This window comes from Pseudomonas sp. GW821-FHT02A08 (assembly GCF_059422045.1).
On the sequence record NZ_JBWKWD010000003.1, the window covers coordinates 120,515 to 135,612 of the forward strand.

15 protein-coding genes are annotated in these 15,098 nt (G+C 62.2%); 1 reads left to right on the forward strand and 14 read right to left on the reverse strand.

What is annotated here, in order from left to right:
- Positions 1-111 precede the first annotated feature (111 nt).
- From AC07W4_RS03775 to AC07W4_RS03825, 11 genes are all read right to left on the reverse strand, one after another.
- Complete coding sequence (locus tag AC07W4_RS03775; RefSeq protein ID WP_495031537.1) at positions 112-390, reverse strand: DUF971 domain-containing protein; 279 nt, start codon at positions 388-390, stop codon at positions 112-114.
- Positions 387-1,349: a HEAT repeat domain-containing protein gene (locus AC07W4_RS03780; protein ID WP_495031538.1), complete on the reverse strand. Its 963-nt coding sequence runs from the start codon at positions 1,347-1,349 to the stop codon at positions 387-389. Before AC07W4_RS03780 ends, AC07W4_RS03775 begins: the two co-directional genes overlap by 4 nt.
- The gene (locus tag AC07W4_RS03785) at positions 1,346-2,194 is read right to left on the reverse strand and encodes an ABC transporter ATP-binding protein (protein ID WP_495031539.1); all 849 of its coding nucleotides are present in this window, start codon (positions 2,192-2,194) and stop codon (positions 1,346-1,348) included. The genes AC07W4_RS03780 and AC07W4_RS03785 overlap by 4 nt, the downstream gene beginning before the upstream one ends.
- Positions 2,194-2,976, reverse strand: a complete 783-nt coding sequence (locus AC07W4_RS03790; RefSeq protein WP_495031540.1) for an ABC transporter permease — start codon at positions 2,974-2,976, stop codon at positions 2,194-2,196. Before AC07W4_RS03790 ends, AC07W4_RS03785 begins: the two co-directional genes overlap by 1 nt.
- Before the next feature lie 137 nt (positions 2,977-3,113).
- Complete coding sequence (locus AC07W4_RS03795; protein WP_495031541.1) at positions 3,114-4,520, reverse strand: ABC transporter substrate-binding protein; 1,407 nt, start codon at positions 4,518-4,520, stop codon at positions 3,114-3,116.
- Positions 4,521-4,757: 237 nt separating this feature from the next.
- Positions 4,758-5,003: a 4Fe-4S dicluster domain-containing protein gene (locus AC07W4_RS03800; RefSeq protein ID WP_008050632.1), complete on the reverse strand. Its 246-nt coding sequence runs from the start codon at positions 5,001-5,003 to the stop codon at positions 4,758-4,760.
- Between the two features lie 26 nt (positions 5,004-5,029).
- Positions 5,030-6,760: a fumarate reductase/succinate dehydrogenase flavoprotein subunit gene (locus tag AC07W4_RS03805; RefSeq protein ID WP_495031542.1), complete on the reverse strand. Its 1,731-nt coding sequence runs from the start codon at positions 6,758-6,760 to the stop codon at positions 5,030-5,032.
- Complete coding sequence (locus tag AC07W4_RS03810) at positions 6,757-7,509, reverse strand: GntR family transcriptional regulator (protein ID WP_008050630.1); 753 nt, start codon at positions 7,507-7,509, stop codon at positions 6,757-6,759. Before AC07W4_RS03810 ends, AC07W4_RS03805 begins: the two co-directional genes overlap by 4 nt.
- Positions 7,510-7,729: 220 nt before the next feature.
- Positions 7,730-8,698 (reverse strand): Gfo/Idh/MocA family protein, encoded by a 969-nt coding sequence (locus AC07W4_RS03815; protein WP_495031543.1) that lies wholly within the window; start codon positions 8,696-8,698, stop codon positions 7,730-7,732.
- 16 nt (positions 8,699-8,714) lie between these two features.
- Entirely contained in the window at positions 8,715-9,602 is an 888-nt protein-coding gene (locus tag AC07W4_RS03820; RefSeq protein ID WP_008050628.1) for a Dyp-type peroxidase, read from the reverse strand.
- Between the two features lie 108 nt (positions 9,603-9,710).
- Entirely contained in the window at positions 9,711-10,751 is a 1,041-nt protein-coding gene (locus AC07W4_RS03825) for an AraC family transcriptional regulator (protein ID WP_495031544.1), read from the reverse strand.
- A gap of 208 nt (positions 10,752-10,959) precedes the next feature.
- Between AC07W4_RS03825 and AC07W4_RS03830 the strand changes: the two genes are divergently transcribed.
- Entirely contained in the window at positions 10,960-11,904 is a 945-nt protein-coding gene (locus AC07W4_RS03830) for a SphA family protein (RefSeq protein WP_495031545.1), read from the forward strand.
- Positions 11,905-12,009: 105 nt separating this feature from the next.
- On the opposite strand, the gene AC07W4_RS03835 is transcribed toward AC07W4_RS03830, so the two are convergent.
- From AC07W4_RS03835 to AC07W4_RS03845, 3 genes are all read right to left on the reverse strand, one after another.
- The gene (locus AC07W4_RS03835) at positions 12,010-13,218 is read right to left on the reverse strand and encodes a DSD1 family PLP-dependent enzyme (RefSeq protein ID WP_495031624.1); all 1,209 of its coding nucleotides are present in this window, start codon (positions 13,216-13,218) and stop codon (positions 12,010-12,012) included.
- Between the two features lie 74 nt (positions 13,219-13,292).
- On the reverse strand, positions 13,293-14,687 hold the full coding sequence (locus AC07W4_RS03840; RefSeq protein WP_495031546.1) for a D-arabinono-1,4-lactone oxidase: 1,395 nt from the start codon (positions 14,685-14,687) through the stop codon (positions 13,293-13,295).
- Between the two features lie 22 nt (positions 14,688-14,709).
- Entirely contained in the window at positions 14,710-15,093 is a 384-nt protein-coding gene (locus AC07W4_RS03845) for a c-type cytochrome (RefSeq protein WP_495031547.1), read from the reverse strand.
- Positions 15,094-15,098: the final 5 nt, after the last annotated feature.

The following is a 15,098-nucleotide window of genomic DNA, read 5'->3' on the forward strand; positions in this document are numbered from 1 at the left end:
GATAACCTGTGGGAGCGGGCTTGCTCGCGAAGGCGGTGGATCACCCAATGAAGTACCGACAGACACACCGCTTTCGCGAGCAAGCCCGCTCCCACACTGGATTTCAGTGGCTCAAGGGGTCAGTTGCGCCAGATACGCCCACGGATAAATCCCCCGTTCATGGCCATCGCTGAAGACCAGTTGCAGGCCATAGCCCTGCGGGTTCAGTCCGATTACCCGAACCCGTGCATCAACCATCGGGGTCAACCCGCGCAAACGGAAGGCCCGGCACTGCGAACACGGGCACTGGCGACGCAGTTCGGCGTGGTCCAATACCTGTTCGCGGCCATCGGGCCAGTTCAGTCGCAACTGCTGTTTGCTGCGGCAATTGCCAATCGCCAGCGGATTCATTGCAGTTGACTCAAGGCAATGCGCACGGCCTTGCGCACTTCAGGGTCGCCGTCGTCTTGTGCGTCCTGTAATGCCGCGATGGCCCGTGGGTCGTTCAATTCGCCCAAGGCCAAAGCGGCTTCCTTGCGCAGGTTGCTGATGCGGTGGCCGAGGGTGTCGATCAGCGCATCGAGCGCAGGCACAAAACGCAAGCGGCCGAGGCTGCGGGTGGCGCGCAGACGTACCTGCCAGTAATCGTCGCCCAAGGCGTCGATCAGGGCCGGACCGGCGTCGGGGTGGCCGACCTTGCCCAGGGTGGTGGCGGCTTCTTCGCGGACTTGCCAGGCATCGTCCCGCAACGCCTGGCGCAGGGCCGGCAGCACCTGTGCGTCAGACGCCAGGCCCAGCGCCCCGGTGGCGGCACGCCGCACGTCGGTGTCCGGGTCCGCGCTGGCCAACCGCGCCAGTGCCGGCAAGGCATCGAGTTGCTTGAGCCAGCCGAGCACGCCCACCGCCTCGCGACGCACGCTGGCGCTTCCATCGTCCAGTGCCCGGGCAGCCGCGTCGGCGGCATCGGGGCAACGTAACTCGCGCAACGCTCGGAACGCGGCAATGCGTACGCCACTGTCGGCGTGCCCGGTCCACGGCAGAATGACCCGGCCCGCCGCTTCGCTCTTGAGCAGGCTGAGGCTTTGCGCAGCGGCCGCCTGCACCGCCGGGGATGGATCCGTCAGGGCCTGGCACAACGCTTCGACCACGGGCGCGTCCTCCCAGGCTTCCAGCAACCGGGCGGCTTCGGCGCGCACCTCTGCCATCGGGTCTTCGGCCAGTCGATCGATCAACCACTGCAGGCCATCCGGCTCCTCGAGATCGGCCAGTTCGATCAGCGCGATCCGGCGCACGCCGGGATCGTCATCGGTCAGCCGCGATTGCAGGGCAAGAATGTCGTCGTTATCGGTTACATCGAATAGTGAGGTCATAGGGCATATCGCGGCAGTTTGTTTTCAGGGGGAAGTCCGAGCGGGTTCAGGCGCGGCAGTTGCCGGCCGTCTTCGTGGCGCAGGAGTTCGAGGCAATGGCGCTTGAGGTGCGAGAATTCAGCACTGGTCACCAGCTCCGTGCTGCGCGGCCGGGGGAAGTCCAGGCGCAGGTCTTCGATGATTCGCCCGGGGCGCGGGCTCATGACCAACAAGCGATCGGCGAGGAACAGCGCTTCGTCGATGTCATGGGTGACAAACACCACGGTGGTGCGGATGCGCGTCCAGATGTCCAGCAGCAGTTCCTGCATGTTCAGTCGGGTCAGGGCATCGAGGGCACCGAAGGGCTCGTCCATCAGCAGCAGGCGCGGACGGTTGACCAGCACCCGGGCAATTTCCACCCGTTGCTGCATGCCGCCGGAGAGCTGATCGGGCCAGCGCCCGGCAAAGCCTTCGAGGCCCACCAGGGCGAGGATTTCATCCGCCGCCTTGTGCCGTTCGGCCTTGCCGATGCCTTGCATTTTCAAGCCGAACGCCACGTTGTCGCGCACCGTGCGCCACGGAAACAGCGTGTGCTGTTGGAACACCATGCCCCGTTGTGGCGATGGGCCCGACACTGCGGCGCCATCGACATTGAGCGTGCCGGTGCGCGGTTGCAGGTGGCCGGCCAACGCGCCGAGCAAGGTGGACTTGCCGCAACCGGACGGCCCGAGAATGCACACGAACTGGCCCGGTTCAATCTGGCAATCAAGGCCCTGCACCGCTTCGAAAGCCATGTGGCCTTCGCCCAGGCTGATCGACAGCCCGCGTATATCGATACGCCCTTCCAGGTGTTGAAAAACGCTCATCAGGCTTTTCCTCGCGGTCGATGCCAAGGCGTGAAGAGTCCGCCCAGGCGTTTGATCAACAGGCTGCTGCCCATCCCGAGCACGCCGATCAGCAACATGCCGACCACGATGTCGGCGTAGTTCTGGATTGTGTAGGACTCCCAGGTGTAATAGCCGATGCCGAATTGGCCGGAGATCATTTCCGCCGTCACCAGGCAGAACCACGAGGTGCCCATGCCGATGGCCAGGCCGGTGATGATGCTCGGCGCCGCGCCCGGAAGAACGACCTCCAGCAGGATTGCCCGGCGCCCTGCCCCGAGGCTTTTCGCCGAGGCGATCAGCCGTGGGTCGACGCCTTCGACGCCGTGCACGGTGTTGAGCAGGATCGGGAACAGTGCACCGGTGAAGGTGATGAACACCATCGACAGTTCCGACGAGGGAAACATCAGGATCGCCAGGGGAATCCACGCCACTGCCGGGATCGGGCGCAGTACTTCCAGGGGCGGCAGCAGGAGGTCTTCGGCCCATTTCGAGCGGCCGACGGCCAGGCCCAGGGCCACGCCGATGATCAGTGCCGCGAGGTAACCGGCGAATACCCGGCCGAGGCTGCTGCCCAGGTGCTGCGCGAGCTTGCCCGAGTCGCCGAGGCCGACGGCGGCTTCAATGACCGCCACGGGTGTAGGGACATTGGCGAAGGTCACCAGGCCGAGGTTCCAGTGGTGGCTGGCGGCGAGTTGCCAGAATACGAGGCAGAGTAGCAGTGACGCGGCTCTGGGAATCCAGCGTAAATATGATCGGTACACAATTCTTCCTCTCAACCGAGATCCCTGTGGGAGCGGGCTTGCCCGCGATTGCGGTGGGTCAAACGACATCGATGTCGACTGGTCTGGCCTCATCGCGGGCAAGCCCGCTCCCACAGGGGATTGCGGTGTTATGACTGTTAGCGGGCGGCCACGGCCTGTGTGGTGGCATCGGCGAAGTCGAACACTTTGCCGCCCTGCGCCGTGGCGAACTGTTGGGCCTGGCCTTTGAGCAAGAACGCATTGAATTGCCCCTTGGCATCAGTGGCAAACCACGCCTGATCCGCCAGCAACTTGATCCCGCTGTCGCTGGCCTGGGTGTACACCGCGCGGATGCTCTTGCCTTCCTGCTTCAGGGCTGCCAGCGCGGCAAACGCTGCTTGCGCCGAGGCGTATTGACGAACCTTCGGCTCGCCACGCACCCAGATTTGCGCCACGTGGCTGAAGTCCGTGATGGCTTTGCCGCTTGCCGCATCGACGGCCTTGAGCGGCGTCTGCTGGTAATTCGCAAGTTGCGCGCTGTAGTCCAGGTTCGAGGCCTTGAACGCGGCGCGGATGTATTGGTCGTCGATAAAGGTGTTGAGATCCAGACCGCGATCGGCCTTCTTCAACAACTTGAGGGTATCGATGGCGGTGCCGACCGCCTGGCGATATTCCGGCTTCCAGCTCAGGTCGCGGGTCTGCACACCGAGGGGGCCATGGAACAGGTAATTGACCTCGGCGTCGACCCCGGTGACCTTGGCGATCAGCTCGCTGTATTTCTCCGGCTCAGCCGCCAGCAGCTGGTTCGCTTCGATACTCGCCCGCAGGTAAGCGACGACGATTTCCGGATATTTTTTCGCATAGGCCTGATCGACCAGCGCACCGTGGAAGGTCGGCGCATCGGCCTGGGAGCCGTCATAGATCTTGCGGGCGAAACCCCGGCTGGGGAACAGCTCGGCGAAGGGCACGAAGTCGGCGTGAGCATCGATCTTGCCGGCCTGCAACGCGGAACCGGCGACTTCCGGCGGCTGGGCGATGATGTTCACGTCCTTGAGCGGGTCCCAGCCCTGGGCCGCGACGGCGCGCAGCAACAGGCCATGGGCGGTGGAAGCGAACGGTACGGAGATGGTCTTGCCTTTGAGCTCTGCCAGCGACTGCACGCCCGATGCGCTTGGCACCACGATGCCGTTGCCGCTGCCCTTGGTGCTGCCCGATAGCACGCTGATGAACAGGCTATGCTTGCCTGCCGTTTCGAACGCCACGCCGTTGAACGCGCCGGGGAAATCGGCCATGGCGCCGAAGTCGAGTTTGCCGGCCACCATTTCGTTGGTCAGGGGAGCGCCGCTGGTGAAGTTTTTCCACTGTACGTCGTAGGTGGCGTCCTTGTAGGGGCCATCGTGGGGCAGGTATTTGTCCAGCAGCCCGAGTTCGCGAATCAACAATCCGCCGGCGGCGCAGTTGATGGTGGTGTCCTGGGTGCCGATGGCAATGCGGATGGTTTCGGCCGAGGCCGACAAGGTGAATGAAGCCAGTACCAGACCGGCCAATGCTGCACGCAACATCATGAGTGTTTCCCCTCGAATCATTTATAGGATGTTCGTCTCCGCCACGATCAGGGCGTGGTGGGAAACGAGGGGTGTTCTGGATCAGGCGTCCGGTGGTTGCCGGATGGCGTTTTGGGTTGTCAGGGCTGGCCTCATCGCTGGCAAGCCAGCTCCCACAGGTTTCTCTGGTGTCTGCAAAATCAAGGTTCACCACAAATCCCTGTGGGAGCTGGCTTGCCAGCGATGGCGTCCTTTCAATCAGCGCAATAAATAAGGGATCTCCACTTTCACGGCCCCGGTCGGGCAATCCTTTTCACAGGGCATGCAGTACCAGCATTCATCGAACGCCATGTAGGCCTTTTGCGTGGCCGGGTTGATCGCCAGCAGGTCCATCGGGCAAACGTCGACGCACACAGTGCAGCCTTTGTGGGCGATGCATTTGTCCTCGTCGACGGTGACGGGGGCGTTGGAACGAAAGAAGATTTCCTGGGCTTGATAGGCCATTTCACGGTCTCTCTCTTGGGTGATGCTCAGGCGGCATCCGCGCCGACCCGCAGCCGGTCGTAGGCCTGCATCTCGTCGGCATCCAGCGCGATGATGTAAGGCTCGACGGCTTTCTTGAAACTGCTCATCAAACCGTTTTCGTCTTTCTTCAGGTGGCAATGGCAGAACCAGTCGCGGTCGTTGCGTTGCGGGTGATCGACGCGGTGGTGGTAAAGCCCCCAGCGACTTTCGGCGCGGAACAATGAAGCCCGGGCAGCCATTTCGGCGCAGTCGCGGATCATGCTGACTTCCATGGCGCGCATCAGCTCGTGGGCGTTGTGGGCCTTGATCTGGTCGAGATCACGCTGGATGTCGCTGAAGCGTTGCAGACCGATCTGCATCTTCTTGGTCACTTTCGGCGGTTGCAGGTAGTCATTGACGAAGCGTCGCAGCTTGTATTCGACCTGGGCCGGTGGCAGGCCGTGTAAACGATCCAGCGGTGCGTAGACCCGTTGTTTTTCGGTTTCGATCTGCCGGGCATCCAGCGCTGAAAACTCGCGCCCGGCGACAAAATCCGCTGCGTTGTTGCCAGCGAACCAGCCGTAGGTGAACGCACCGAGCATGTAGTTGTGCGGCACCGCGGCCATGTCACCGGCCGAGTACAAGCCCTTGACCGAAGTTTCGGCCTTCTCGTTGACCCACACACCCGAGGCCGAATGCCCGCTGCAAAAGCCGATCTCGGAGATGTGCATTTCGACCATCTGCGTGCGGTAGTCGGTGCCGCGATTGGCGTGGAACTGGCCGCGACTCGGACGCTCGTTGCTGTGCAGGATCTCTTCGATGTTCTGGATGGTTTCCTCGGCCAGGTGATCGAGCTTGAGGAACACCGGGCCATTGCCGCTTTCCAGCTCCTGGTGGAACTCCCACATCATCTGCCCGCTCCAGTAGTCGCATTCGATGAAGCGTTCACCCTTGTTGTTGGCGGTGTAGCCGCCCAGCGGGCCGGTGACGTAAGCGCAGGCCGGGCCGTTGTAATCCTTGATCAGCGGGTTGATCTGGAAGCACTCCAGGTTCGCCAGCTCGGCCCCGGCGTGATAGGCCATCGAGTAGCCGTCGCCGGCATTGGTCGGGTTTTCGTAGGTGCCCATCAGGTAGCCCGAAGACGGCAATCCCAGGCGTCCGGCGGCACCGCAGGCGAGGATCACCGCCTTGGCCTTGATCACATGGAAGTCCGCCGTGCGGCAGTCGAAGCCCATCACGCCGTTGACTGTGCCCTCTTCATCGGTCAGCAGTCGGGTGCACACCAGGCGATTGGTGATGCTCACCCGCGCGCGCTTGAGCTGCCGGTACAAGACTTTCTTGATGTCATGCCCTTCCGGCATCGGCAACACATAAGCGCCCATGTGGTGGACCTTTTTCACCGCGTAGTCGCCGGTTTCGTCCTTCTCGAACTTCACGCCCCAGCGGTCCAGTTGCTCGATAGTCTCGAAGCTGTGGGTGGCATAGGCGTACACCGCCGCCTGGTTGACGATACCGTCGTTGGCGATGGTGATTTCCTTGGTGTATTGCTCCGGGGTCGAGTGGCCGGGAATGATCGCGTTGTTCAGGCCGTCCATGCCCATGCTGATCGCGCCGCTGCGCTTGACGTTGGCCTTGTCGATCAACAACACCCGCAGATCGCGGTTGCGTTCCTTGGCCTTGATCGCCGCCATGGGACCGGCCGTGCCGCCGCCAATGACAACGATGTCGTATTCCTGCTCCAACGTGCTGCGCGTCATGCCTGCTCCCCTTTTTGCCGGTCGATCCGCAGGCGGTACTGGAAGGCATCGCCACGGTAGTAAAGGTGTTCGAAGTCCAGCGGCCGACCCTCGATATCGTGGGTCAGGCGTTCGATGCGCATGATCGGCGAGCCGGGTTCGACGTTCAGCGCCCGAGTCAGGTCGCTGTCGGCCAGTACCGCATCGATGGCCAGGTCGGCGTGCCCCAGGGTCAGGCCGCAGTCGTTCTCCAGGATCTGGAAAATGTCGCGGGTGACCAGGTCGGCTTTTTCCAGGCGCTCTCCAACGGCCTTGGGCAGGTAAGTGATTTCCAGGGAAATCGGCTCGCGATTGATCAGGCGCACCCGTTTGATCTGCGCCACGATCTCGCCTTCGGCGACCTGCAAACGCTCGGCGACGAGCTTGTCGGCGGCAATGAACTTGTAGCTGCGCAGGCGGTTGATCACCTCATAGCCGCGACCGGTCATGGACTCGGCCAGGCCTTGCAGGGTGCTGACGTTCTGGAAGGTTTTGGGCTTGGCGACGAAGGTGCCCTTGCCGTGGATCTTGAAGATCAGCCCTTCTTTTTGAAGGTCGCCCAAGGCCTGGCGCACGGTGATGCGGCTGACCTTGAACAACGCGCCAAGCTCGCTTTCGGAAGGCATCTGGCTGTCTTGCGGGTATTCGCCGTCGAGGATACGGGCACGCAGCACATCTCGCAGCTGGGTGTGCAACGGGACGCTGCTCAGGGATAGAACGTTATCGGTCATGGCAGATCACTTGTTATAACGAGTTATGACGTGATCTTAGAGAGGTTATGACAGGCTTGAGAAATACCGAATGCGCATAAGGTTAGATGCGGACGCAAGAACAAATGTGGGAGCGGGCTTGCTCGCGAAGGCGGTGTGTCAAACAACATTGGCGTCGACTGACACTCCCTCTTCGCGAGCAAGCCCGCTCCCACAGGGGGATTGTGTGTGACCTGAGGGATCAGTGGCGCTTGAGGATCTGGTCCATCACCCAATCGGTCTTCAGCGCCTCTGCAGCCACCGCCGGATGCTGCGCCTCACCACGAATATGCGCATTCATGCCCAACACGTGGTGCCACTGAATGTGCGCGTGATGCTCGATAGTCAGGCTGAGGCGTTCATCGGCGTGCAACTCGACCGGATGCTCATCGAACACTGAAAAGCTGATCCGGCCTTGACTGCCAATCACTTCGACCCGGTCTTCGCGACGGTCTGCAACGAAGTTCCAGCAGCCCATGCCCAGTGCCCCGCTGGCAAACCGCCAAGTGGCGCTGACGGCATCTTCGGCCGCGTACAATCCGGCCTGCCGTGCGGTGAACCCGGCGACTTCGACGATATCGCCGAACAGGTACTGAAACAGGTCCAGGCCATGGCTGGCCAGATCGGCGAAGTAACCTCCACCGGCAATCGCCGGGTCGGTGCGCCAGTTATCGGTGCCGTTCCGGTCCGCTGACGACGGGGCTTTGGTGAGGGTCCAGGTCAGGTGTCGGACCTCGCCGATCCGCCCCTCCCCCAGCCATTGCCGCACTTGCCGAAAGCGTGGCAACGAACGCCGGTAATAGGACACGAACAGATGCAACCCGGCATCGGCAAACACCTGCTGCATCTCGCGACTTTGCCCGGCGTTGAGCGCCATCGGTTTCTCGACGCAGCAATGCTTGCCGGCGGCGGCCACCTGCAAGGCATAGGCATGATGGCTGTCGGGCGGTGTGGCGATGTATACGGCGTCGACCTCGGGATCGTTGATCAGCGCCTGCGCATCGGTGTAGACCCGTGCGATGCCGTGGCGCTCGGCGTAGTCGGTGACGGCTTCCAGGCGCCGGCCCATCACCGCCACCAACGCCGATCCGGGCGCCTTGTAGAAGGCCGGCGCGCTTTTGCGTTCAGCGACACTGCCACAACCGATCATGCCCCAGCGCACCACGTTCATTGGCTCTCCTTGCTGCTCAGCCGACGCGCAATGCGCGCAGGTCCAGTCGACCGTCCTTGAGCGGCGGGCACCAGTAGTAGCCACCGGTGACCGGACGGCTGATGCGGTACAGACCGTCGGTGATGCCGTCTTCCAGGCCACTCATGCGGCGCAGTTGGGCTTCGAAGGCATCGAGGGAAAAGCCGAAGGCCAGGAACATCAGCCCGGCGCGGTCGCCTTCGATCCACGGCATCGAACGGCGCACCACGAAGGCCTCGGGCGCGAAGCTTTCCTGGGCGGTGCGTTTGACGTGGGCGGAAACCGGCGCGTCGTCGATCTCTTCGTTATCGCTCAAGCGGCGGCCCATGATGTTGTCTTTTTCATCCGCCGACAGCCCATGGAAACCTTTCAGGTCATGCTGCCACTGCTGGATCGCGGCGAAGCTGCCACCCACCGTACCGTCCGCGCCCTCAGCCACCAGGGCGGCGGCCACGGCGGCTGCGTCGTGGGGATTCTCGGTACCATCTTCGAAGCCGGTCAGGTCATGCCCGGTCATATGGCGGAAGGTTTCGTTCATCTGCACCATTCGCAACGCCGGGGCCAGTGCCGCTGCGATGGCGTTGCTGCGGTTGAGCAGTTCGCCACGGTCTTCACCGTGCAGCCAGCACCAGAGCGCGTGCTGGGTCGACGGATTGTCGACGCCGACCCCAGCCAGTGCCGGAAAAGTGCGCAGGCCTTCGATCTGCCCATCCAGTGCCTTGACCAGGGATTCGCCGAAGCCGACGACCGCCGATTTCCCGTCCACCAGTTGCATCAAGTTGTCGAGTGCAGCCGGCAATGCTTCGGCGGATTCGAGGGCAAAGAACATATGGCGGGCTTGAGGCGGAACGGGGGTGGCGAGAATGCCCGGCTGGTAATGGCTCATATGAACTCCTTGAAAAAGAGCATGGAGTTTAACCGGAGTACGAGGGTTTGTGTGTCGTCAGAGGCCAGGAACCCGTGGCAAGGGGGCAGCCTGCTCACCGCAAAAAGATCAGACCGTGCTGGGGCTTTCGTTGCGGAACGCACTCGGGCTCATGCCGGTCCAGCGCTTGAACGCCCGGCGGAAGCTGCGCACGTCGCTGTAGCCGACTTCCTCGGTGATGCGTTCGATGAACATGTCCGGGTTGGCCAGCAGGCTCATGGTGCGGGCCTGGCGCACTTGCTCCAGCAGCGCTTCGAAGGTCAGCGCGTGTTCCGTGAGGCGGCGGCGCAAGGTACGGCTGCTCATGTTCAGGTCGCCGGCGATTTTCTCGATGTGGCTGCCCTCGGTCAGGTCCCGGGCAATCGCCCGTTCCACGGCCTGGATCAGATCCATTTTCTGGTGCACCTGCGCGGCTTCCAGCTCGAGTAACTTCACGGCCTGACGCAGGGCCAGGGAATGGTGATTGGGCAAGTGAACGCCCAGCCAGTGTGCCTCGATCACCATGCGGTTTTGCAGGCAACCGAAACGCACGTCCGGCCCCAGCAGGCGCGAATATTCGCCGAGATAGTCCGGCGCGGCATGCATGAACTCCACGGCCATCGGCTTGAAATCCGCCCCGACCAGCGCCCGGCCGTACACCAGCAGGCTGGCGAAAAACTCCTCGACCGCGAACAACTGCACGTCGGCGAACGGCAAGCGGCATTCAACGTCGATAAACACCCGATCCCCCGCCTCCTCCACACTCGACACGACAATGCCGCCAGAGGTGTGTTGATGACGGATGCCCAGCTCGAAGGCATCGCGCAGGGTCTTGCACAGCGACAACACATGCCCCAACAACCCCAGTGTACCGAGCACATTCTGCGCGCCGACCCACAGGCCCAGCCCCTGATTGGGCAAGGCCCTGAGCGCGCGCTGAATCATGGCCACGGCCTGGCGATAGGAAATGCGCTGCGCCGGGTCCTGCAGGTCCTCAAAGGTAAACCCCAAGCCTCGGCACAGGCTTTCGGGGTGGATGCCTTTTTGCTCGGCGACTTCGGCCAGGGTCTGCAGGAGAAACGGCGACACCAGCGCCAGTTCAAAGGTGGGATCGATCACTTTCATTTGCATGGGGCTCTACATTCCGGGTCGAGCTGCATTCTTATTTTTGTAACCGGTTATGTCGAAGAAAGTTAGCACAGGGTTCAAAGGCTGTCCGCAGAAGTCCCCCTAAATGGCCGCCAATACCCTGCCTTGCAGGGCGCAGACAGCTTATTTCTATGTTGCGGCCCTCGTATGGATGCCGGACAGCCCGCTAACAATAATAATGAGTACACCCATGATCCCGACCCGCACGACACTTCCCCTACTGGTCATTGGCCTGGCCGGCGTCTGCGCCCTGCAACCGGCGCTGGCCACCGAGGCCGGCGTGGACAACATCGGCACCGGCACCGACGGCTTTTTCATGTTGCCGCTTTCGCCCGACAGCCTTCCGGACAACATGGTTGCATTCAACCTCTACTACAACCACTACAAAGCCACGAAGCTCAATATCAGCTCCCTGGGCGGCAAAGTGCCGAACGTCGAGATCGAATCCACGGCCGTCATTCCGCGCCTGGATTACCTCAGCCCGGTACGGGTGTTTGGCGGCCGGCTGGCCGGCTACATCGCGCAGCCCTGGCTCAAGCAGGAAGTCTCGGTGTTCGGCTTGCAGGACACCCGCGAAGGCATGGGCGACACCACGGTCGCGCCGATCATTCTCTGGGACATGGGCCCAAGCCTGACCCTCGGCGCCGCCATCGAAGTCACCGTGCCGACCGGCGAGTACAGCGTTGATCGCCTGGCCAACACCAGCAACAACTTCTACACCTACAAACCGCTGTTCTCCTTCACCTGGCTGCCGACGGACAGAACCGAGGTGTCGATGAAGACCACCTACAGTTTCAACGGGAAAAACAAAGACACCGACTACAAGTCGGGGCAGATTTTCCACTTCGACTATTCGGCCAGTTTCAAGATCACCGACGACCTGATGCTCGGGTTGAACGGCTACTACCTCAAGCAAACCACCGACGACAAACAGTTCGGCCACACCGTGCAGTTCAATGGCCAGGACGTGAACGACGGGGTGCGCGGGCAAGTGTTTGCGATTGGTCCGGCACTGCACTGGACCTTTCTCGAATACGCCAGCGCGGAGATTCGCTGGGCCAAGGAGTTCGACGTGGAAAACCGGCCTGAAGGGGAAATGCTTTGGGCCAAGGTCAGTATCCCTTATGCGTTTTGACTGAGCTGACGCCTTCGCGGGCAAGCCCGCTCCCACAAGGACAACGCTGCACCCTGTGGGAGCGGGCTTGCCCGCGAAGGCGCCGGAACAGTCACCCAACAAACATCAGGAATACACCGGCCAGCTATCCACAATCTTCCCACCCCGAACCGCCAGCAGATCCCCGAACTGCAACAACACCGACTCCGTCTGGGTCGGGCGCAAGAACACCTGGTCCTCCACCGTCAGCCCCACCGCCGCCGAACCATTGACTATTTCCTGGTTCGAGCTACGGCCATACACGCCATTACTCTGCAACCCCGTTGGCGATTCGAACTCCGCCATCCAGTTACCGCCATAGATGAAATACGTCTCGCGCTGATTGGTGTCCCACCAGGAAAACAGCCCGGACTTGTCATCCAGCGCTGGAATATTCACCGCCCCGGTGCTTTTCAGGACTGGCGTGGCGATGTAGGCGGCGGGCACATGCTGCGCCAGTGACGGCAAATCATAATGAGTGGGCTTGAGCATCGCCGTCCCCACCGACACTTCGCTGCTGAGCTGTTCGTGCTCATGCATGCGATAGCTCGGGCTGCCGGCGGTATTGAGGGTCAGTCCTTCGCGCCACAAACCAGGGTATTGCTGACGGGTGAAATTGACACAGCGGTAGTAGATCACCATCACCTTCGCGAACAACTCCTCGGGCGAGCCCAGAATCCCCGGCACGCCCATGCCCACGAACGGGTCGTAGCCCATGAACCCGGCGAATTCCAGGTGCTGCGGGTGCTGGCTGATCAGCGCCAGCATCTGCCCGAGTACGCCAAGGTCACTGACGCCACCGCGATGCAGCCCGACATCCAGCTCGATGTTCACCCGCATTCGCGTGCCCAGCCCCTGGGCCAGGGCGAGGTATTGCTGCAGGCGCTGCGGTGTATCGAGCAACCATTGCAATTGCTTCGAAGGCTCGAAAGGCCCCTTGTGCGACTGATAGAACAACTGCGCCGAACGCACCGGCAGCGGCTTGCCCAACAGAATGTCGGCCTCGGCAAACTGCACGGCGTCATGATTGAGAAAGGGCTGGTGAAACGACATCAGGCGTTGGGTGCCGGCGCGCTGGGCAATGTAGGCCAGGAGCCCCGGCGCCGGCAGTGATTTTTCCACCAGGCGCAGGTGCTTGCCGGCGCGCTTGACCGATTGCATCACCACATCGATGTTGTGATCCAGCCGATCAAGGTCGATCAACATCACCGGTCGCATCGGGCCGTGGTCCTTGAGTTCACGGTTCAGGGTACGGAAGTAATCGCTGTACGGCGCGCCTCGGTCACCCGGCCGCAGCCATGCCCCGACACCCGCCAACAAGGCGCCGACGCCTGCGGTGCCCAGTAAAAAACTACGGCGATTGACGGCCATCAGCTCACCCCCAGAATCGATGACAAATGCGCATTGAGGAATTTGCCGCTGGGGTCGAGTGCCTGCCGCACCTGGATGAACTCCTGCCAGCGCGGGTACAGCGGCTGCAGGTTTTTCGCGTTCAGCGTGTGCAACTTGCCCCAGTGTGGCCGGCCGTTGTACTTCCAGAAAATCGGCTCGATGGCAGCGAAGAAGTTGTGATGATCCATCTGGTAATGCTGGTGGACCGAGATCGAACAGCTGTCGCGGCCTTCGAACATGCTCAGGGGAATGTCGTCGGCCTTGACGTACCGGTACTCGATCGGAAACCAGGTGCGCAGGTCCTTGTCCTGGATCAGCTTGAGGATCTCGCGCAAACAGGCCGGGCCGTATTCGGCCGGCACGGAATATTCCATTTCGTTGAAACGTACCGTGCGCACGTTGGCGTAGATGTCGAACGAGTCGCCCACCCGGTCATCGAAACTGGCCAGGTGGCGTAGGTTATTGAGCATCGTGCGGCGCAGGTCCGGGAAGTCGCTGGCGTACTTGTCGATCTTCTCGATCAAGGTGACAAACTCGTTGCCGCCCTCCTCATCCGCCGGGACCGGCGGTGTCGCCGGGTCGGTGGTTTCGTTCAGGGCGATCGACAAGGCGTAGTCGGAATGGGTGACCACGAGCATTTCCCAGTGCTGGTTTTCCCGGGTGTTCTTGTCCAGGTCTTCGAGCAACTCTTCGGTTTTGGCGATCCACTGCCGCTCCCGCAAGCGATACGCCGGGCGGTTTTGCAGGCGCACCCTGGTGGCCACGCCCAACGCCCCCAGGGACACCCGGGCTGCGCTGAACACTTCAGGATGGCGGTTGGCGTCGCACTCCAGCACGTCGCCGCTGGCGGTCACCAGCTGCATGCCGCAGACATGGGCCGAACAGGATTGAAAGTGTTTGCCGGTGCCGTGGGTGGAGGTCGAGATCGCGCCGGCCAGGGTCTGATAATCGATGTCGGCCATGTTTTGCAGGGCCTGGCCGATGTCCTTGAGCGGCGTGCCCATGCGTGACATCGGCGTGCCGGCGGCGAACTCGGCCTGCAGGGTTTTCGCATCGTGATCGAGCAATCCCGTGAAATAGCTCAGCGACAGCAAGGTGCCGTCGGTGGGCACCAGCGCGCTGAAGGAATGCGCCGAGCCCACCGGCCGAATCCTGCCGGGGGCCTGGCGCACCACTTGCGTCAACTCATCCAGGTTCTTGGGTGCCAGCCGCGCCGCCGGCAGGCAACTCTGGCCTCCCGACCAGTTGCGCCAGGGAATCAGGCGTGGCGCGCGCAGCAACTCAGCCAGTGCCGGCGTCGAGCCGAGCGCGGTAAAGGCGCCAATGACGCTCGCCCGTTGCAACAACTGACGCCGTGTCAGGTCCATCGTCATGAATCGCACCCTGCCGTTCTTGTTATTGGATTTGCTGGCCGGACATAAAGGCAATCAGCGCCAGGAACTGTTCCTGCGAACACTGCATGCACATGCCCATTGGCGGCATGCCGTTGTAGCCGTTGATCGCGTGATCGAGCAGCGTGTCGGCGCCCTGCAATACCCGTGGTTGCCAGGCCTTGATGTCGCCGGTCAGCGGCGACCCGGCCGCCGGATTGGCATGGCAAAGCTTGCAGCTGTTGTCGTAGACCTGCGCCAGCTCGGCGTCGGCGGGCCTCGCGGCATCTGCTTCGCTGCGGGTCGGCGGGTTGTTCGGCTCTTCTGTGCACCCTGCAAGCAACGCAAAGGCACACCCCGCCAAGGCCAAACAAAGGCTAGGCTTTTCAGTTAATCGGCTTGCCCGCATGGCTG

What these genes read in the sequence shown, in the direction of transcription:
- AC07W4_RS03845 (WP_495031547.1), bottom strand. Translation starts at nt 15,093, where the DNA reads ATGCGGGCAAGCCGATTAACTGAAAAGCCTAGCCTTTGTTTGGCCTTG.
- AC07W4_RS03800 (WP_008050632.1), bottom strand. Translation starts at nt 5,003, where the DNA reads ATGGCCTATCAAGCCCAGGAAATCTTCTTTCGTTCCAACGCCCCCGTC.
- AC07W4_RS03815 (WP_495031543.1), bottom strand. Translation starts at nt 8,698, where the DNA reads ATGAACGTGGTGCGCTGGGGCATGATCGGTTGTGGCAGTGTCGCTGAA.
- AC07W4_RS03775 (WP_495031537.1), bottom strand. Translation starts at nt 390, where the DNA reads ATGAATCCGCTGGCGATTGGCAATTGCCGCAGCAAACAGCAGTTGCGA.
- AC07W4_RS03825 (WP_495031544.1), bottom strand. Translation starts at nt 10,751, where the DNA reads ATGCAAATGAAAGTGATCGATCCCACCTTTGAACTGGCGCTGGTGTCG.
- AC07W4_RS03795 (WP_495031541.1), bottom strand. Translation starts at nt 4,520, where the DNA reads ATGATGTTGCGTGCAGCATTGGCCGGTCTGGTACTGGCTTCATTCACC.
- AC07W4_RS03820 (WP_008050628.1), bottom strand. Translation starts at nt 9,602, where the DNA reads ATGAGCCATTACCAGCCGGGCATTCTCGCCACCCCCGTTCCGCCTCAA.
- AC07W4_RS03830 (WP_495031545.1), top strand. Translation starts at nt 10,960, where the DNA reads ATGATCCCGACCCGCACGACACTTCCCCTACTGGTCATTGGCCTGGCC.
- AC07W4_RS03785 (WP_495031539.1), bottom strand. Translation starts at nt 2,194, where the DNA reads ATGAGCGTTTTTCAACACCTGGAAGGGCGTATCGATATACGCGGGCTG.
- AC07W4_RS03780 (WP_495031538.1), bottom strand. Translation starts at nt 1,349, where the DNA reads ATGACCTCACTATTCGATGTAACCGATAACGACGACATTCTTGCCCTG.
- AC07W4_RS03840 (WP_495031546.1), bottom strand. Translation starts at nt 14,687, where the DNA reads ATGACGATGGACCTGACACGGCGTCAGTTGTTGCAACGGGCGAGCGTC.
- AC07W4_RS03810 (WP_008050630.1), bottom strand. Translation starts at nt 7,509, where the DNA reads ATGACCGATAACGTTCTATCCCTGAGCAGCGTCCCGTTGCACACCCAG.
- AC07W4_RS03805 (WP_495031542.1), bottom strand. Translation starts at nt 6,760, where the DNA reads ATGACGCGCAGCACGTTGGAGCAGGAATACGACATCGTTGTCATTGGC.